This is a genomic window from Streptomyces sp. NPDC056347 (genome assembly GCF_042262625.1).
GTDB lineage: Bacteria > Actinomycetota > Actinomycetes > Streptomycetales > Streptomycetaceae > Streptomyces.
Window position 1 is genome coordinate 7,017 of the sequence record NZ_JBHJQP010000116.1, and the last position, 20,080, is coordinate 27,096.

Sequence of the window (20,080 nt, forward strand, 5' to 3'; positions counted from 1 at the left end):
GCCGGGTGCCGGTGCGCAAGGGGCTCGAATCCTGATGGGCGCCCGGATATCAACGGAGATTCCCGGACGTTTCTCGGGGATGGGTCCCTTCCTGCTGGTCTGGTCCGGTCAGGCGGTGTCGCTGGCCGGGAGCGCCGCGGTCCGGTTCGCCTTCATCGTCGAGGTCTGGGCCTCCGGCGGAAGCGCCACCTCCGTCACGGTGCTCTCGCTGTGCGCCATGCTGCCTCAGGCCGTGTGCAGTCCGTTCGCGGGTGCGATCGTCGACCGCATGACCAAGCGCGGCGCGCTCCAGATAGCCGATGCCGGCGGGCTGCTCGTCGTCGGCGCGCTGGCCGCGCTGCACTATCTGGGCGCGTTCCATGCCTGGCAGGTCTATCCGGCCACCGTCCTGCTGGGCGTCTGCGCCGCCTTCCAGTTCCCGGCGCTGTCCTCGGCCGTTCCGCTCCTGGTCCGCAAGGACCAGCTCGACCGCACCAACGGCCTGCTGGCCGGGGCCAAGAGCGCCGCCGGGATCGGCGGGCCGGCGCTGGGCGGGCTGCTCGTCGCGCTCTTCGGGATCGGCCCCACGCTCCTGGTCGACGTGGCGAGTTACGCCTTCGCCCTCATCGGCGTCCGGATCGTGCGCTTCAACGGCGACCGGGTACCGGAGAGGGACGCCGCCGCACCGCGCCGGCGGATCACCGCCGACGCCGTCGAGGGGCTGCGCTACCTGTTCCGGGTGCCCGGCCTGCGCGATCTGATCATCAACTTCTGTGTCGTCAACCTGGTCATGGTCTTCGGTTTCGCGATCATCTCGCCGATGGTGCTGCTCCGGGCCGGGAACGGGGCGCTGGCCGCGGTCAACACCTCGGTCGGCGTCGGCGGGTTGGCCGGCGCGCTGCTCATGGCGGCGTGGGGCGGGCCCGCGAACCGGGGCCGGGGCATGATGCTCGGCATCGTCGGCATGTGCCTGTCCGCCCTGGTGGTGATGAGCATGGTGCGCGGCGTGCCCGGCTGGTGCGCGGCCATTCTGGTCGGCGCTCTGCTGATGACGGTGGTCAACGCGTCGATGCAGACCATCGTGCAGACCAAGGTTCCGCACGAGTGGCAGGGCCGGGTCTTCGGCGCGGTGATGTTCCTGTCGCAGATCTCGGTGCCGCTGGCCATGGCGGTCTCCGGGCCGCTCGCCGACCACGTGTTCGAGCCGCTGGCCGCCCGGGATTCCGGACTGTTCGCCCTGGTCGGGCCGCTCGTCGGCCACGGCCGGGGCAGCGGGATGGCGGCCATGCTGCTGCTCGCCGGGATCGGCGGGACCGCGGTGGCCCTGTGGGGGCTCGCCAGCCGCTCGATCCGGGACATCGACACCCTGCTGCCCGACCTCGACGCTCCGCGGGAGCCGGCCGGGGACAACGAGAACCTGGGAGGTGAACGGGATGAGGTGCGTGCATGAACGCTTCGAGGAGCAGGCGGCCCGGACGCCCGGCGCGACCGCGCTGGTCCTCGACGGGGAACGGATCGGCTACGCGGCACTCGACGAGCGGGCGGCCCGCGTGGCGGGGCTGCTGGCCGAGCGGGGCATCGGCCCCGGTGACACCGTCGGCGTCCATCTGGAGCGCTCCGTTGCGCTCGTCGTGACGGTGCTCGGCATCCTCAAGGCCGGTGCCTGCTACGTGATGCTGGATCCCGGCTTCCCCGCCGCCCGGCTGGGCGCGATGGCCGAGGACGCGTCGGCGACCGTGGTCGTGACGGCCCGCGCCGCCGCCACGGGAGTGCCCGGCACGGACCGGGTGCACGTCGAGGACGCGGACGGGGCGCGGCCGCTGCCGCGCGGCGCCGTCACGGTCCGGCCCGACGACCTCGCCTGCGTGATGTTCACCTCCGGCTCGACCGGGCGTCCCAAGGGCATCGCCTCCCCGCACCGGGCGATCACCGCCACCCTGACCGGACAGACCTTCGCCTCCTTCGGTCCCGGTTCGGTCTGGCTCCAGTGCGCGCCCCTGTCGTGGGACGCCTTCGCGCTGGAGTTGTGGGGACCGCTGATGAGCGGCGGGACCTGTGTGCTGCACCCCGGGTCACGGCCCGAGCCCTTCGTGATGGCACGGCTGGTCGCCGAGCACGGCATCACCTCCATGTACCTCTCCTCCTCCCTGTTCAACGTCGTCATCGACGAGTACCCCCGGCTGCTGGACGGGCTGCGGGAGCTCGTGGTGGGCGGCGAGGCACTGTCCGCGCCGCACGCGGCCCGCGCCCTGGAGCGTGCTCCGCGGCTGCGGCTGAGCAACGGCTACGGGCCCGTGGAGTGCATGGTCTTCCTGACCGTCCACCCGGTGAACCGCGCCGAACTGGGCGAGGGCCCGGTGCCGATCGGCCGTCCGCTGGCCGGGAAGCGGCTGTACGTCCTCGACGAGGAGCTGCGGCCGGTGCCCGAAGGCCGAACCGGCGAGCTGTACGCCGCCGGAGCGGGCCTCGCCCACGCGTACCTGGGGCGGCCCGCGCTCACCGCCGAGCGCTTCGTCGCCGCCCCGTCCGGTGAGCGGCTCTACCGCACCGGCGACCTCGCGCGGTACCGCGCCGACGGGGTGCTGGAGTACCTGGGCCGGGCCGACGACCAGGTGAAGATCCGGGGCTTCCGGGTGGAGCCGGGCGAGGTCGAGAGCGTCCTTGCCCGCCACCCCGGCATCGACCGGGCGGCGGTCGTCGCCCACGAACACCCGTCGGGCGACCGCCAGTTGACCGCGTACGTGGTACCGCGCGGCGGCGAGCGGCAGAACTTCCGGGAGGACGGGCTGCGCGCCCACGCCCGCGAGCTGCTGGCCGACTACCTGGTCCCGGCCGTCTTCGTGCCGCTGGCCGAGCTGCCGCTGACCCCGAGCGGCAAGCTGGACCGGGCCGCCCTGCCGGATCCCTGGTCCCCGGCGGCCACCGGCGCCGACCGGGCGGGAACGGCTCCCGGCGGTACCGCGGCCGCGCTGTGCGGGCTCTTCTCCGAGGTGCTGCGCGCCGGGGCGGTCGGCCCGGACGACGACTTCTTCGCCCTCGGCGGCCACTCCCTGCTGGCCGCCCGGCTACTGGGCCGGGTCCGCGCCGCGCTCGGCGTGGAACTCGACATCCGTACGCTCTTCGAGGCGCCCACCCCGGCGCTGCTGGCCCCGCTCGTCGACACCGCTCCCCCGGCGCCGCCCGCTCCCCGGGCCGCCTCCGGCACCGGGTCCGGGGCACTGCCGGTGTCGCCCGCCCAGCACCGGCTCTGGTTCCTGGACCGGACCGGGGCGGGCGCCGCGTACAACCTGCCGATGCTGGTGGAGCTGCGGGGTGCGGTCGACGCGGACGCGCTGGCCGACGCGCTGGCCGATGTCGTGGGCCGTCACGAAGTGCTGCGCACCCTCTTCGAGGAGCGCGACGGCTCCCCGGTACGCCGGGTGCTGAGCGGCGACGCCGCCCGGCCCCGGCTGCGGCGGCTGCGGATCTCCGAGGAGACGGTCGACCGGGAGATCGAGCGGGAAGCCCGGCGCCGCTTCGATCTGCGCACCGAACTCCCGGTGCGGGCGACGCTGTTCACCATCGACGAGCGTCCCGACGAGCATGCGCTGCTGGTGCTGGTCCACCACATCGCCGGGGACGGCTGGTCGCTGCGGCCGCTGTTCCGCGACCTGTCCCGCGCCTACCGGGCACGGTCCCGGGGCGAGCGGCCGGCCGGGCTCGAACCACTCGCCGTGCCGTACCCGGAACACGCCCGCCGCCAGCGCGAACGGCTCGGCTCGGCGTCCGACCCGCATGCGCTCGCCGCCCGCCAGCTCACGTACTGGCGCAAGGAGCTGGACGGGCTGGCGGCCGGCGGACCGCTGCTGCCCCGCCGCACTGGGCGCCCCGCCGTACCCGGACCGCAGGCGCGGGTCGTGGTGCACCGGCTCGACGCGGCGGCGCACGCCCGGGTGGTGGAGTCGGCGCGCGACCGGGGGGCCACGCTCTTCATGGCGCTGCACGCCGCGCTGGCCACGGTGCTGCTGCGGGCCGGCGCGGACGAGGACCTGGCGATCGGCGCCCCGGTGGCCGGGCGCGCCGGGGACAGCGGCGTCGAGGACGCGGTCGGCTTCTTCGTCAACATGCTGGTGCTGCGCACCGACTTGTCCGGCGACCCCACCCCCGCCGAGGTGCTCGCCCGGGTGCGGGAGACGGACCTCGCCGCCTTCAGCCACCAGGACGTACCGTTCGAGGACGTGGTGGGGGAGCTCAACCCGCCGCGCCCGCCGGGCCGCCAGCCGTTCACCGATGTGGTGCTGGCGCTCCAGAACAACGCGCGGGCCGAGGTGTCGCTGCCCGGCGCCGAGCACGGCGTGGAGATCGTACGCACCGGCGCCGCCCGGTTCGAACTCCTGGTGGACGTCACGGACTCCGCCACGGCGGACGGCGAACCGGACGGGCTGACCCTGACGTTCGAATACCGGGGCCAGGCCCTGGAGGCGGCGTTCGTCCAGTGGCTCGCGCGGGCCCTGCCCGAGGCCCTGGAGGCCCAGGTGTCCTCCCCCGGCACCCCGCTGTCCCTGCTGGCCCTCACCGATCCGCCCCGGCGGGCCGGCGAGAAGGACCGGATCGCGGTACCGGACCGGCGCCGCGCCCCGGCCACCGCACAGCGTCCGATGACCGCGCTGGAGCAGGAGACCGCCGCTGTCTGGTGCGAGGTCCTCGGGGTGCTGAACGCCGGACTGGACGACGACTTCTTCGCCCTGGGCGGCAACTCCCTGCGCGCGGTACGGGCCGTGGCCCGGCTGGGCGCCGGACGGCCGGTGACCGTGGCCCAGTTGTTCGCCTCGCCCACCGTCGCCGCCTTCGCCGCCGAGCTCGAACGGGCCACCGCCCGGCCCGGCGCCACCGCCGCGTCCCCCATTCCGCGCCGTCCCCGGGTGCCGCGCCGCGCACCCGCCCAGCCCCAGCCCCAGCCCCGGACCCAGACCGACAGGAAGCAGCAGGAGGAGTGGCAGTGGACCTCAGCGTGATGTTCTTCGGTGCCGACAGCACCACCACCGGCGAGGCCCGGCACACCGAGACGTACGAGGACATCCTGGCCGTGGCCAGGACCGCCGACCGGCTCGGGTTCCACTCGATCTGGACCCCCGAACGCCACTTCCAGCAGGTGGGGCAGGTCTTCCCCAGCCCGCCGGTGCTCAGCGCGGCACTCGCCGTGGCCACCGAGCGGATCGGCATCCGGGCCGGCAGCGTCGTCCTGCCGCTCCATCACCCGCTGCGGGTGGCGGAGGACTGGGCCGTCGTGGACAACCTGTCGCACGGGCGGGTGGGGCTCTCCGTCGCCACCGGCTGGCACTCCAAGGACTTCGCGATCGCCCCGGAACGGTACGCGGACCGGCGCCGCACCGCCCTGGAGACGATCCCGCTGCTGCGCGCCCTGTGGGCGGGCGAGTCCGCCGAGTACCCCGACGGCACGGGCGCCCCGGTCTCCCTCACGCCCCAGCCCCGCCCCGTCCAGGACACCCTGCCGATCTGGCTCACCACGTCCGGCAGCCCTCAGACCTGGGAGGCGGCGGGGCGGCTGCGCACCGGGGTCCTCGGTGCGACCGTCGGGCAGAGCCGCGACGAACTGGCCGAGCGGATCGCCCTGTACCGCGCCGCCTGCGCCGCCGCCCCCGACCAGCGCGGCACCGACGCGCACGGCCGGGTCACCCTGATGGCCCACACGTACGTCGGCACCGACGACGCGGAGGTCCGCCGGATGGCGGGCGCCCCACTGAAGTCCTATCTCGCCTCGTACGTCCGCCAGACCGCCGCCAACAAGGCGGACAGCACCACCGCGAAGCTGAGCGAGGCACAGACCGCGATGCTCACCGACTTCGCCTTCGAACGCTATCTGAGCTGGGGAAGCCTCCTCGGCTCCCCCGGGCACTGCGCCAAGATGCTCGCCGATCTGGCCGAGCTGGGCGTCGACGAGGTCGCCTGCTTCATCGACTTCGGGATCGGACGCGACGACGTACTGGCCGGGCTGCACCGGTTGGCCGAGCTGAAAGAGAACCTGTGATGAGCGCCCCCACCGTTTCGCGCACCGTCCCGGGTGCGACGCCGCCCCTCTCCATGGCCGAGCGGTTCACCGCGCTCGGCAGGGAGCAGCGGATCCGCCTGATGCGCCGCATGCTGGAGGCGGGCCGGTCCCGGGAGATACCCGCCGTCATACCGCCGCGCGACCCGGCCCGCCGGGTGCCGCTCAGCCCCGCCCAGCACGACCTGTGGGTGTACGACTCGCTGTATCCGGGGACACCCGCCCTCAACCTGTGCGCCGCCTACCACTTCGACCGGCCCGTCGACCCCGGGCATCTGACCGCCGCGCTGACCCTGCTCCAGAGCCACCACGACATCCTGCGGACCCGGATCGTGACGGACCCGTCGGGCGAACTGCACGTCGAGTTCCACGACGACACGGACTTCGACCTGGAGCGGGAGGACCTGCGCGGCACCGGCCGGACCATCGACGAGGCCTTCGAGGCCTTCCGCAGCCGCCCCTTCGACCTGGGCAGGGACAAGCTCGTGCGGGCCAGGTTCGTCCGGGTCGACGAGCGGCGCTCCACGCTGATGCTGAGTCTGCACCACACCATCAGCGACTGGTGGTCCTTCGACGTGCTGCAGAACGAGTTCGCGCTGGCGTACGGCGCGCTGCGCGACGGCCTGGCGCCGCCGCTGGAGCGGCCCGCCGTCCAGTACGCCGACTTCTCGTCCTGGCAGAGCGAGCTGGCGGAGTCCGGGGTGTTCGCGAGCCGGCTCGACTTCTGGCGGCGCTACCTCGCCGACCCGCCCGGCCCGCTCGCCGTGCCCGGCGGCAGCGCCTCGGTCTCCGAGGGCGACGGCATCGCGCAGATCCCCTTCCACGTCGACGCGGAGACCACCGCCGCGGTGCGGGCACTGGCCCGGGAACGCGGCGCCTCCGTCTACGTGGTGCTGATGGCCGCCTTCGCCGTACTGGCGCACCGGGTGAGCGGCGCCGACGACCTGGTGATCGGCACCCCCATCGCCAACCGGGCGGCCAAGGGCCTGGACCGGGTCATCGGATACGTCATGAACGCGGTGCCGACCCGCTGGAAGGTGACCGGGGACCGGTCCTTCGCCGACGTGCTCGCCGGGTTCGCCGTCGACTTCCCCGACCTGATGGCCAACGCGGACATCCCGGTGGGCCGGATCGTGTCGGCCGCCGCGCCCGAGCGCAGCGCGGGCCGGGCCCCGCTGTACCAGTGGGTGTTCATGCACCTGACACAGCAGCCGAGCGTCTCGGTGATGAAGGAGTTCGCGGAGCCCGAGCGCATCCACACCGGCGGCGAGCACGACCTGGTCGGAGTGGTGAAGGACAGCGGCGACGGGATGGAGGGCAGCTTCGGGCTGCGTACCGACGTCTTCGCGCCGGAGACGGTGGCCCGCTGGACGGAGTGCTACGTCGAGCTGCTGCGGCGGATCACCGCCGACCCGGACGCGCTCATCGGGGACATCGACCTGGTGCCCGCGGCGATGCGCGAGCGGCTGCTCGCCGGTTCCGCCGGGCCCGCGGCCCCCGCCCCGCTCCCGCTGCCCGCGATGGTGTCCCGGCAGGCGGCGCTCACCCCCGGCGCCCCGGCCCTGGAGGGACCGGACCGCGCCCTGAGCTACGCGGAACTGGACGACCGGGTGGCCCGGCTGGCGGGCCGTCTGGCGGAGCTCGGGGCGGGCCCGGGGCGGATCGTCGCCCTGGCCCTGCCGAGGGGCGGCGACTGGCCGGTCGCGGCGCTGGCGGTGCAGCGCGCCGGGGCCGCCTACCTGCCCGTCGATCCCGCCCACCCGGCCGAGCGGATCCGCCGGGTGCTGGCCGAGGCCGCGCCGGTCCTGCTCGTCACCGAACCGGGCGGCACCCCGCCCGGGGCCGGGGTGCCGGTGCTGGTCCTGGACGCCGAAGCCTGGTCCGGCGAGCCGCTGCCGCCCGGCGGCCCGGCACCGCACGACCTCGCGCACGTGATCCACACCTCGGGCTCCACCGGCGCCCCGAAGGGAGTGCTGGTCACCCACGCCGGGGTGGCCGCGCTCAGCCGGAGCCTGGTGGACGGGGCCGGTGTGGGTCCGGACAGCCGGGTGCTCCAGCTCGGGCCGCCCTCCTTCGACATCTCCGTAGGCGAGATGTGCCTGGCCTTCGGCTCGGGCGGCACCCTGGTGCTGCCGGGGCCCGGGCCACTGGTCGGCGAGGAGCTCGGCACGGTCCTGGCCGAGCGGCGGATCTCCTGCACGTTCGTCCCGCCGTCGGTGCTGGCGACCGTACCGAGCGGGACGTATCCGGATCTGCGCGCGGTCCTGGTCGGTGCGGAGTCCTGCCCGCCGGAGCTGGTGGCCCGCTGGGCGACGGACGGGCGGCGGTTCCACAACGCGTACGGGCCGACCGAGTCGACCGTCGTCTCCACCGTCTCCGGGCCGCTGGCCGCCGACGGCACGGTGCCGCCCATCGGCACCCCGGTGGCGGGCACCGCCGCCTATGTCCTGGACGAACGGCTCCGCCCGGTCCCGGCCGGGGCGGGCGGCGAGCTGTACCTGGCGGGACCCGCGCTGGCCCGGGGCTACCTGGGGCGCGCGGCCCTCACCGCCGAGCGGTTCGTCGCCGATCCGTACGGTCCGCCCGGCAGCCGCATGTACCGCACCGGCGACCTCGCCCACCGCGACGACAGCGGCACGACGTACTACCTGGGGCGCGGCGACGAGCAGGTGAAGCTGCGCGGCCTGCGGATCGAGCCGGGCGAGATCGCCGCCGCGCTCACCGAGCACCCCGATGTGGAGCGGGCGGTGGCCGTCGTCCGCGACGACCTGGGCGGCGCCGCGCAGCTCGTCGCGTACGCGGTGCCCGCGCGGGGGGCCCGCATCGACGAGGACGCGCTGCTGCTGCACGCCTCGGGGCGGCTGCCCGCGGCGATGGTGCCGGCCGCAGTGGTGGTGCTGGACGCGCTGCCGCTGTCGTCGCACGGCAAGCTCGACCGGGCGGCGCTGCCCGCCCCCGCCGTACGGGCCGACGGCGCGGTCCGGCTCCCCGGATCGGCGCGCGAGGAGATCCTCTGCGGTCTCTTCGCGGAGCTGCTGGGCCTCGGACAGGCCGGTGCGGACGACGACTTCTTCCGGCTCGGCGGGGACAGCATCATGGCGATCCAGCTCGCCGCGCGGGCCCGGACCGCCGGTCTGGTGATCTCCCCGCACGACGTGTTCACCGTACGCACCCCGGCCCGGCTGGCCGTGCTGGCCCGTACGCCCGAGGGCGAGGGCGAGGAGGCGGCGGACACCGGGACCGGGCGGCTGCCGCTGACCCCGGTGATGCACTGGTGGCGCGAACAGGTCCGGGACACCGCGGCGTTCACCCAGTCCATGCTCTTCCCGCTGCCGGCCGGCACCGGCCTCGCCGCGATCCGGGAGGCGCTCCGCGCGCTGGCCGGGCGGCACGCCGCGCTGCGGATGCGCCTGGTGCGCGGGGAGGACACCGGCTGGGAGCTGGAGGTGCCCGAGGAGGACACGCCCGGCGAGCCCCCGGCGGTCCGGCTGGCCGTGGACGCGGACACCGATCTCCACGCCCGGGCCACCGAACTGGCCCGGACGATTCCCCTGCGGCCCGAGCACGGCGAGATGATGCGGGCGGTGTGGCTCGATCCCGGTTCCGGCCGTCCCGGCGCCCTGCTGCTGGTCGTGCACCACCTGGCCGTGGACGGCTTCTCCTGGCGGGTCATCGGACAGGAGCTGTCCGCCGCGCTGGAGGGGCGAGGCGGGGACGGGGCCGTGGCCGCGAGGAGCGCCTCGTTCGCCAGGTGGTCCCGGCTGCTCTCCCGCGAGGCAGCCCTGCGACACGGCGAACTGACCTGGTGGACAAGGCAGTTGGTGGACAATTCGGCCCGGCTGACCGACGGCCCCGCAGTGGGCGGCAAGCGGCGGACCATCACCTTCGACCTCGCCCCGGCACTCAGCCACAGCGTGCTCTCCACCCTGCCGGCCGCCTTCAACTGCCGCCCCGACGCGGTGATGCTGACCGCCCTGGCCTCGGCCGCGGTCCGGCGGCGGGGCACCGGCTCGGCGCTCGCCGTCCATCTGGAGGGCCACGGCCGGGAGAATGTCTCCGCCCCGGTGGACGTCTCCGGCACCGTCGGCTGGTTCACCACCCAGTACCCCGTACGTCTGGACCTCGGCGCCGCGTCGGTGACCCCCGGCGGACGGCCCGGCGAGGCCCTGAAGAACGTCAAGGAGCAGCTTCGGGCGGTGCCCGGCGGCGGACTCGGCTGGGGCCTGCTGCGCTACCTCGACCCGGAGCACGGCCCGGCGCTCGCCGCCCTCCCCACACCCGATGTCCGGTTCAACTACCTGGGGCGGTTCGCCGGGGGCGACACCTCGGGCGGGCGGCTGCTCGAACCCGACCCGGACGCCGTGCCGCTGGCGCACACCCTGGAGGTGGATGTGCTGGCCCGTGAGGAGAACGGCGAGCCGGTGGTGGAGGCCAGCTTCTCGTACCCGGCGGGGGCGTTCACCGAGGACGGGATACGGGCGCTGGCCGGGGCGTGGACCGAGGCGCTCGGCGTGCTCGCGGACCAGTGCGGGCCGGACGGCGGGGCGGCGCAGAGCCCGTCCGACTTCCCGCTCGTCGACCTGACCGGCGACCAGCTGGAACTGCTCGGCCAGGACATGGACTTCGACGGCCTCGACGACGGCTTCGACACGGACCCCGACGGCACACCGTCGGGCACCCGCGGCTCCACCGACGACGAGGAGCCGGGACGATGAACACGCGCATCGCGGACGTGCTGCCGCTCTCCCCGCTCCAGGAGGGCCTGCTCTTCCAGGCGGCCCGGGAGACCGCGGGCCCCGACCCCTACCTGGTGCAGGCCCGCTTCGAGACCGGCCCCTCGGTCACCGCGACGGCGGCCCGGGAAGCGGTCACCGCGCTCCTGGACCGGCACCCCAACCTGCGGGCCTGCTTCCGTCACGAGCGCCTGGACCGGCCGGTCCAGGTGGTGCCGAAGTCGGTCCGGGTTCCTTGGACCGAGGTGGACCTGACGGGCCTGGCGCCGGACGCGGCACGGGCGCGCACCGAGGAGGTGCTGCGCGAGGACGCCGGGCTCCGCTTCGACCTGGCCCGCCCGCCGCTGGTCCGGGCCACGTTCCTGCGGCGGGCGGACGGCGCCGAACTGGTCGTTTCGTTCCACCACATCCTGCTGGACGGATGGTCGATGGCGGTCGTCGAACGCGATCTGGCCGCGCTCGTGACGGGCGGCTCGCTGCCGCCCGCCACGCCCTACCGGGACTATCTGGTGTGGCTGGGCGGCCAGGGCCGGCACAAGGCCGAGGCCGCGTGGGCCGAGTCCCTGGAAGGTCTGGAGCACCCCGCGCTGCTCGCCCCGTCCGGGCCGGACACGGTGTCCGACCGGGCCCGGCAGTGGCTGTCGGCCGAGCTCACCGCGACACTGACCCGGCGGGCCGCCGACACCGGCGTCACACTGAACACCCTGGTCCAGGTCGCCTGGGCGCTGGTGCTGGCCCGGCTGACCGGCTCGCGCGACCTGGTCTTCGGCGCGGTCGTCTCCGGACGCCCGCACGATCTGCCCGGTGTCGAGTCCATGGTGGGCCTGTTCATCAACACCCTGCCGGTGCGGGTGCGGCTGCGGGACGGCGAGCGGGTGGAGGAACTGCTGCGCCGCGTCCAGGACGAGCAGTCCCGGCTGCTGGAGCACCACCACGCGCGCACCGCCGAGGTGCAGCACGCCGTGGGTGCCGGTGAACTCTTCGACTCGGTCGTGGCCTTCGAGAACTTCCCCCGCGGTGTCCGGGCCGACGACGAGGGCCCCGGTGCCGTCCGGCTGGCGAAGGTGGCCGACGCGACGCACTACCCGGTCACGGTCGCGGCGGTCGTCGAGGAGGGGCTGCTCCTGTCGGTGAGCTGCCGCCGGGGGATCTCCGCCTCCGACGTCGGCGCGCGCCTGGCGCACGTGCTGGAGCAGCTCGCCGGTCCGCCCGGCGCGGTGGTGGACTCCCTCGACGCCCTGCCCCCGGCGGAGCGGGACCGGCTGCTGGCGCTGGCCGACGGCCCGGTCCGGGAGCCCGCCGCCCCGGCCGGCCTGGCCGAGCGGTTCGCCGCACAGGCGGCCCGTACCCCCGGCGCCCCGGCCGTGGACACGGACGGCGAGGTCCTCCGCTACGCGGAACTCGACGCGGCCTCCGACCGGCTGGCCGCGCGGCTCGTCCGGGCGGGCGTGGCACCGGGGCGCACCGTGGCCCTGCTGCTGCCCCGTTCCGCCGCACTGGTCGTGGCGCAGCTCGCGGTCCTCAAGGCGGGTGCCTGCTGGCTCCCCCTCGATCCGGCGCACCCGGCGCCGCGACTGGCCCGGCTGATGGCGGCGGCGACACCCGCCCTGGTCCTCGTCGCGGGGCCGGACCCGGCCGCCGGGCGGCTGCCCGCCGGTACGCCGCTGCTGGACGTCACCGAGGAGTCCGCCACCGAGCCCTTCACCGCCGTCCCCGTCCCCGCCGGCTCCGCGGCGTGCGTGCTGTACACCTCGGGATCCACCGGGGAGCCCAAGGGGGTGGTGGTCCCGCAGCGGGCCATCGCCGAACTGGCCGCCGACACCCGCTTCGCGGGCGGTTCCCACACCCGGGTGCTGCTGCACAACCCGTACACCTTCGACGCCTCGACGTACGAGGTGTGGGTTCCGCTGCTGAACGGCGGGACGGTAGTCGTCGCCCCGGCCGGGGCGGTGACCCCCGAGCTGCTGGCGCGGGTGGTCCGGGAACGGGGGGTCACCGCGCTGATGCTCACCCCCGAACTGCTGCGCACCGTCGCGGAGATCGCGCCCGGCGCGCTGTCTGGGCTGCGCGAGGTGTGGTCCGGCGGCGACGTCCTCGCCCCGGACACGGTGTCCCGGATCCGGGAGCACTGCCCGGACACGGTGGTCGTCAACGGTTACGGCCCCACCGAGACGACCGTGTACGCCACCGCGCACACCGCCTCCGGGCACCCGGCGCACCGGCCGGGCGCCGTTCCCATCGGGCGCCCCCTGGACAACACCCGCGCCCGGGTGCTCGACGCGCGGCTGCGCCCCGTCCCGGCGGGCGCCACCGGTGAGCTGTACCTCGGCGGCACCGGGCTGGCCCTGGGCTACCTGGGCGGGCCGGCCGCCACGGCGGAACGGTTCGTCGCCGATCCGTACGGGCCGCCGGGCAGCCGGATGTACCGCACGGGCGACCTGGCGCGCTGGACGCCGGACGGGCTCCTGGAGTTCGCGGGCCGCGCCGACGACCAGGTCAAGGTGCGGGGGTTCCGGGTGGAGCCCGCCGAGGTGGAGGCCGTGCTGGCGGGGTGCCCCGGGGTGGCCCGGGCCGTCGTCGGTGCCCGGCGGGACGCGGCGGGCGGCAAGCTGCTGGCGGCCTGGCTGGTGACGGCCGGGCCGGCGGACCGGGCGGAGCCCTGGGAGCGGACGCTCGAGCGGGTGCGGGCGCACGCCGCGGCGCGGCTGCCCGCGCATCTGGTGCCGTCGCTGTGGACACGGATCGACGGGGTGCCGCTCACCCGGCACGGCAAGGCCGACCGGGCCGCGCTCCCCGACCCCGTACCCCGTACGGAGCCGGTGGCCCGGCGGGAGGCGGGCTCGGCGCGGGAACGGGAGCTGTGCGCGGTGTTCGGCACGGTGCTCGGTGTCCCCTCGGTCGGGCCGGACACCGACTTCTTCCGGGCGGGCGGCCATTCGCTCACCGCCCTGCGGCTGAAGTCGAAGATCGAGACGGTGCTCGGGGTCCGGCTGCCGGTCTCCGCCCTGTTCGACGCGCCGACCCCGGCCGCGCTCGCCGCCCTGCTCGACGCGGCGCCCGCCGGGCCCGCCGTCCCTACACCGCTGCGGGCCGCGGCCGGACGCCCCGCGCGCACGGCACCGGAACGGCCGCGCCACAACAGCCTGGAGCCGGTGCTCACCCTGCGCACCGGCGGCCGTCGCACCCCGCTGATCTGTGTGCACCCCGGCCTCGGGCTCGGCTGGTCGTACGTGAACCTGCTGCCGCACCTGGACCCGGAGCGTCCGGTGCACGCCCTGCAGAGCCCGGCCCTGCTCTCCGGGGTGGAACGGCTCCCGGACACCCTGCACGCGTTGGCGGACCAGTACCTGGAGAGCGTGCGTGCGCTCCGGCCGAGGGGGCCGTACCTGCTCGTCGGCCGGTCCTTCGGGGGGCCGCTCGCCTACGAACTGGCGGTGCGGCTGCGCCGGGCGGGCGAGGAGGTCTCGATGCTCGCCGTGGTGGACGCCATGCCGATGCCCGAGGAGAGCCGGGACACCGCGCCGGACCCCGCCGCCGTCGAGGACGAGATGCTGCGCATCCTGCACCACTCGCACGCGCCGGGAGTACCGGTGCCCGACGGCCCGCTCACCCGGGACGCCCTGTTCGCCGCGGCCGGTCGGGGCGCCTTCGACGGGCTGACCGGCCGGCAGCTGCACACCCTGGTCGACACCGGGGCGCACCACTCCCGGCTGGTGCGGGAGTGGCGGCCGTCCGGCTACGACGGGGCGCTGACGCTCTTCTCCGCGACCCACGACGCCTGGCCGACCACGGCCGAGAAGACCGAGGCGTGGCAGCGCGTGACCGCCGCGCTCGACGTGCACGAACTGGACTGCGGTCACAGCGACGTACTCACTCCGGGCCCGGCGGCCGTGGTCGCCGAGGTTCTCGAATCCGCCCTCCGAGGGGACTGAAAGACATGACCGTCGACGCCGTCGATCTCATCGACCCGTATGCCGTGGAGGGCGTCGGGGACGAGGAGTACGAGTTCCCCGCCTCCGACGCGCAGAGCCGTCTGCTCGTCCTGGACCAGCTGAACCCGGGCTCGCCGCAGTACAACGTGCCGGTCGCCTTCACGGTGCGCGGCCCGTTCGACACCGCCGCGTTCGGGCGTGCCCTGGACGCGCTGGTGGCCCGGCACGAAGCGCTGCGGACCGTCTTCCGTACCGCCGGGGACGGCACCCCGGCACAGTGCGTCTCGGCCGTCGGCCGGGCAGCGTTCACGGTCCGCCGGAACGTTCCGGCCGACCGGGCGGACGCACAGGTGCGGGCCGGGGCCGCCCTCCCCTTCGACACCGGTACGGGGCCGCTGCTGCGCTGCACCGTATTCGCCGTCGACGACGGCAGTCACCGGGTGCTGCTGGTCGCCCATCATCTGGTCTGCGACGGCTGGTCGCTGAATCTGATGCTGGAGGGACTCTCCGAGGGGTACCGGGAGGAGGTGGCGGGCAGGACGTTCCGCCCGGTTGAGCCGCCGCTCCAGTTCCCCGACTACGCGGCCTGGCAGCGCGAACGCGCCGCCGACGGGGCGTTCGAGGCATCCGTGGAGCACTGGGTGGAGCTGCTGCGCGGCGCGCCGGCCACCACGGAACTGCCGCTGGACCGCCCGCGTCCGCCGGTCCGTACGGCCGCCGGGGGCACCGAGCGGTTCCTGATCGGCGCCGGGGTCAGGGAGCGCCTGGCCGAGGTGGCGGCGGTGCAGGGGGCGACCCCGTTCATGACGATGTTCGCCGCGTACGCCGCTTTCCTTTCCCGGCTCTCGGGCGGCGACGACCTGGTCGTCGGCTATCCGGCGGCGGGCCGGGAACGGCCCGAGCTCCAGGAGATGGTCGGGATGCTGACCAACACCCTGGCGATGCGGGTGGATCTGTCGGGCGACCCGTCGCTGGACGAGCTGACCCGCCGGGTCCGGGCCTCGATGCTGGCGGCGCGGCCGTATCTGGACGCGCCGTTCGAGGCGGTGGTCGACACCCTCGCCCCGGTCCGGGAGACCAGCCACGACCCGGTGGTGCAGGTGGCGCTCAGCTACGAGGACGAGGCCGAGCCGGTCCTGGCGCTGGCCGGGGCGAGCACCGAACGCCTCCCGCTGACCCTGGACACCGCCAAGTTCGACTTCCATCTGTTCATGGAACGGTGGGGCGAGGAGCTCGCCGCCCAGTTCATCTACCGCAGCGACCTGTTCGACGCCGCCACGGTCCGCCGCTGGACGGTCAACTTCCGTACGCTGCTGGACGGTCTGCTCGCCGACCCGTCGGCGCCGCTGTCCACCGTGGAGCTTGTGCCCGCCGACGAGGCCCGCCGGACGATCGCGGGCGCCGACCGTCTCGCCGAGGCCGCCGCGCCGGACCGGCTGGTGCCCGACCTGATCGCCGACCGGGCCGCCGAGCGGCCCGACGCCACCGCCCTGGTCTTCGGCGAACTCGAGCTCAGTTACGCCGAGTTGCTCTCCCGGGCCGACGCGCTGGCCGCCCGGCTGCGGGCCGCCGGGGTACGGCCGGGCTTCCGGGTCGGTCTGCTCCTGCCCCGCTCGGCCGATCAGGGCATCGCGGCCCTCGCCGTGCTGCGGGCGGGCGGCGCGTACGTCCCGCTGGACCAGGCCCACCCCGAGGCCCGGCTCCGCCACATGGTGACGGCCTCCGGCACCGGCCTCCTGATCACCGCCCGGGAGACCGCCGAGCGCGGCGAGGGCCTGGACGTGCCGTGCGTCCGGATCGACCGCCCGGCCGTCACCGACCCGCTGCCCCCGGCCGGCCTCCCCGGGGGCCGCACCGTGCCGGGCCCCGGGGACCTCGCGTACGTGCTGTTCACCTCGGGCTCCACCGGTGTCCCCAAGGGCGTCGCGATCGAGCACCGGGCGCTGCTCAACCTCACCCGTGCGGTCCGGCACGCCTTCCCGGTGAACGCCGACGACCGGGTGCTGCAGTTCGTCTCGTTCGGGTTCGACGTCGCCGTGTCCGACCTCTTCTTCCCCTGGGTGGCCGGGGCCGAGCTGCACGTCCCGAGGGAGGACGAGCGGATCGGCGAGGCCCTGCTGGAGCGGCTGCGGGACTCCCGGATCACCTATGTGTTCCTGCCGCCGTCCGCCGCGATGCTGCTGCCCGACCTGACCGGGCAGCTGCCCGAGCTGCGGACCGTCGCGGTCGGCGGCGAGGCCTGCCCGGCCGAGCTGGTCGAGCGGCTCGCCGCTCCCGGCCGCCGGATCGTCAACGCGTACGGGCCCAGCGAGGTGACCGTCTACGCGACCACCGGCGACCTCTCCCCCGGCGAGCCCGTGGTGCTCGGCGGGGCGGTGCCCGGCTCCCGGGTCTATGTGCTCGACGAGCGGCTGCGCCCGGTCCCCGCCGGGGTCGCCGGCGAGATCTACGTGACCGGCGCCTCGCTCGGGCGGGGGTACATCGGCCGCCCGGCCCTGACCGCCGAACGCTTCGTCGCCGACCCGCACGGCGCCCCGGGCACCCGGATGTACCGCACCGGGGACCTGGGCCGGATCGACGCCCACGGCCTCATCCACTACCTCGGGCGCTCCGACCTCCAGGTCAAGCTGCGCGGTGTACGGGTGGAGCTCGGCGAGATCGAGACGCTGCTGGCGGGCGCGCCCGGCGTCGCCCTGGCCGCGGCCACCGTACGCGGCGAGGGCACCGCCCAGCGGCTGGTGGCGTACGTCGTCGGCCGGGACGGGCAGGCTCCGCCGGACGCGGAACTGCGCGCCCATCTCGCCCGGCGGCTGCCCGGGTCGATGGTGCCCGAGGTGTTCGTGCGCCTGGACGAGATGCCGCTGAGCAGTAACGGCAAGATCGACCGGGCCCGGCTCCCGGAGCCCGCCACCGTGCAGTGCCTCCCCGACGGTTCGACCAGCGTCGCGGGCACCCCGACCGAACAGCTGGTGGCAGGCCTGTGGTCCCGGGTCCTCCACGTCGAACTCGTCGCCGTCACCGACCACTTCTTCGACCTGGGCGGCAATTCGATCCGCCTGCTGAGCGTCCTGTCCGCCCTGCGCGAGCTGGGCACGTACGGCGAGCTGAGCCTGGTCGACCTGTTCCGCCACCCCACCGTCAGCTCCCTGGCCGCGTTCCTCGACCGTTCGTCCGCCACGGCCGCCGGATCCGGGGCCGGGGCCCCCGCCACCGCACCTCCCGCCGACACGGCCGCCGCGCGCGGCGGTGACCGGCACGCACGGCGCACCGCCGCCGCCCGACGTATCAACTCCCGGAAAGGCTCCACACGATGACCGAGAACACCAGCGCCGCCGAGCCCCTCGCAGCTGATTCCGCGATCGCGGTCGTCGGGATGAGCGGCCGCTTCCCCGGCGCAGCCGACCTGGACACCTACTGGGCCAATCTGCTCGACGGGCTCTGCTCGGTGACCGACTTCACCGAGGAGGAGCTGATCGCCGACGGCGCCGACCCGCAGGAGGTGCGCGGCCGCGACTACGTACCGGCCAAGGGGCACCTCGCGGACGCGGACCGTTTCGACGCGGAGCTGTTCGGATTCAACCGCACCGAGGCGGCGGCCCTGGACCCGCAGCACCGGCTGCTCCTGGAGACGGCCTGGGCCGCGCTGGAGAACGCCGGCCGCAGCCCGCTCGGCGGCCCGGGCCGTACCGGGGTGTACGTCGGCGGCGGCCCGACCGAGCACATGCTGGCCGCGCAGACGAATCCGCGGCTCGCCGCGTCGATCGGCGCGCTCCAGGTCCGCATCCTCACCGACCGGGAGTTCCTCGCCCCGTGGCTCTCCTACCGGCTGGGGCTCCAGGGGCCGAGCATGACCGTGCAGACGGCCTGTTCGACCTCGCTGACCGCGGTGCACCTCGCGGTGCAGTCGCTGCTGCTCGGCGAGTGCGACACGGCACTGGCCGGGGGCGTCGCCGTGGACGCGGTGCACAGGCGCGGCTACGTCCACCAGCAGGGCGGGATCTACTCGCCGGACGGCCGGTGCCGCCCCTTCGACGAGCGGGCCGGTGGCACCGTCCCGGGCAACGGGGTGGGGGTCGTCGTGCTGCGACGGCTCTCCGACGCGCTGGCCGACGGCGACCCGGTCCGGGCGGTCATCCGGGGCAGCGCCGTCACCAACGACGGGGCCGACAAGGTCGGGTTCACCGCGCCCGGCGTGGACCAGCAGACCGCGGCCGTGGTGGAGGCATGGACGGCCGCCGGGCTCGACCCGGCCGACGCCCAGTACCTGGAGGCGCACGGCACGGCCACCGCGCTCGGCGACCGGATCGAGGCCGCGGCGGCGACCGCGGCGTTCAAGGGGGCGCTCGGCACCGGGCGGATCGGGCTCGGCTCGGTGAAGTCGAACATCGGTCACCTGGACGCGGCGGCGGGCGTCGCCGCGCTCATCAAATCGGTGCTCATGCTGGAGCACGCGACCCTGGTGCCCAACGCCGACCCCGGCCGCCCGCACCCCGAACTCGGCTTCGACGACTCGCCGTTCCACCTGATCGAGCGGGCGGCCGGCTGGCCGGAGCCGGAGCACGGTCCGCGGCGCTCCGGGGTGAGTTCGGTGGGCATCGGCGGCACCAACGTGCACGTGGTCCTGGAGGAGGCGCCGCCGCGGACCGCCGGTGACCCGGACGCCGGGGACGGGGCGGAGGTGCTGCTGCTGTCCGCCCGTACCCGTCAGGACCTGTCCGCGGTGGCCGAGCGGCTGGCGAAGGCCCTGCGGGCGCCGGACGCGCCGTCCCTCGCCGACACCGCGTACACCCTGCACCGGGGCCGTGCCCCGCTGGCCGTGCGCGGCTACGTGCGGGCCGGGGACCGGGCCCGGGCGGCACAGCTGCTGGACGGGATCGCCTCGGGCGGCCGGGCCGGTGCGGGCGGGGCCGACCCGCTGGGCGAGGCGTGGCTGGCCGGCGAGGCGGTGGTGCGGGAGGGCGGCGGCCGCCGGGTCGCGCTGCCGTCGTACCCCTTCGCCGGGGAGAGCCACGGCGCGTACCGGCTGGGCGCGGCGGCGCCGGGCGGGCAGGAGCCGGAGGGGCGCGACACCTCCGGCGGCCTGGAGCAGGGCGTACGCGCGCTGCTCGCCGAGGCCCTGGGGCTGGCGGACGCCGACGACCCGGAGATGACGTACTTCGCGGCGGGCGGCGACTCGCTGACCGCCGTCCACCTGGTCGGCTGCCTCCGGGACGACTTCGGTCTCGACGTCCCCGTCACGCTGTTCCTGGAGCAGCTGACGCTGCACGAGATGGCCCGGCAGATCATCGCGACCGGCGAGGGCGACGACTCCCTCGACGCCCTGCTCTCGGAGTTCGAGGCGGAGTGAGCACCGCCGGTACGACGGGCTCGGCCCCGACCCGGAAGGGGGT

General features: G+C 75.2%; 7 protein-coding genes. All 7 read left to right on the plus strand.

What is annotated here, in order from left to right; genetic code table 11:
• Window positions 1-79 precede the first annotated feature (79 nt).
• Genes ACFCV8_RS24445 through ACFCV8_RS24475 form a run of 7 tightly spaced genes read left to right on the plus strand, consistent with a single transcriptional unit; the run spans window position 80 to window position 20,037 of the window.
• Window positions 80-1,429, plus strand: coding sequence for an MFS transporter (locus ACFCV8_RS24445; RefSeq protein WP_376687563.1), 1,350 nt, complete (start codon window positions 80-82; stop codon window positions 1,427-1,429).
• The gene (locus ACFCV8_RS24450) at window positions 1,413-4,973 is read left to right on the plus strand and encodes an amino acid adenylation domain-containing protein (protein WP_376687564.1); all 3,561 of its coding nucleotides are present in this window, start codon (window positions 1,413-1,415) and stop codon (window positions 4,971-4,973) included. Before ACFCV8_RS24445 ends, ACFCV8_RS24450 begins: the two co-directional genes overlap by 17 nt.
• Window positions 4,958-6,007 (plus strand): MupA/Atu3671 family FMN-dependent luciferase-like monooxygenase, encoded by a 1,050-nt coding sequence (locus tag ACFCV8_RS24455; RefSeq protein ID WP_376687565.1) that lies wholly within the window; start codon window positions 4,958-4,960, stop codon window positions 6,005-6,007. The genes ACFCV8_RS24450 and ACFCV8_RS24455 overlap by 16 nt, the downstream gene beginning before the upstream one ends.
• Complete coding sequence (locus ACFCV8_RS24460; protein WP_376687566.1) at window positions 6,007-10,740, plus strand: amino acid adenylation domain-containing protein; 4,734 nt, start codon at window positions 6,007-6,009, stop codon at window positions 10,738-10,740. The genes ACFCV8_RS24455 and ACFCV8_RS24460 overlap by 1 nt, the downstream gene beginning before the upstream one ends.
• Window positions 10,737-14,690 (plus strand): amino acid adenylation domain-containing protein, encoded by a 3,954-nt coding sequence (locus ACFCV8_RS24465; protein WP_376687567.1) that lies wholly within the window; start codon window positions 10,737-10,739, stop codon window positions 14,688-14,690. Before ACFCV8_RS24460 ends, ACFCV8_RS24465 begins: the two co-directional genes overlap by 4 nt.
• A gap of 5 nt (window positions 14,691-14,695) precedes the next feature.
• Window positions 14,696-18,004: an amino acid adenylation domain-containing protein gene (locus ACFCV8_RS24470; RefSeq protein WP_376687568.1), complete on the plus strand. Its 3,309-nt coding sequence runs from the start codon at window positions 14,696-14,698 to the stop codon at window positions 18,002-18,004.
• Entirely contained in the window at window positions 18,001-20,037 is a 2,037-nt protein-coding gene (locus ACFCV8_RS24475) for a beta-ketoacyl synthase N-terminal-like domain-containing protein (protein ID WP_376687569.1), read from the plus strand. Before ACFCV8_RS24470 ends, ACFCV8_RS24475 begins: the two co-directional genes overlap by 4 nt.
• The last annotated feature ends 43 nt before the right edge of the window (window positions 20,038-20,080 follow it).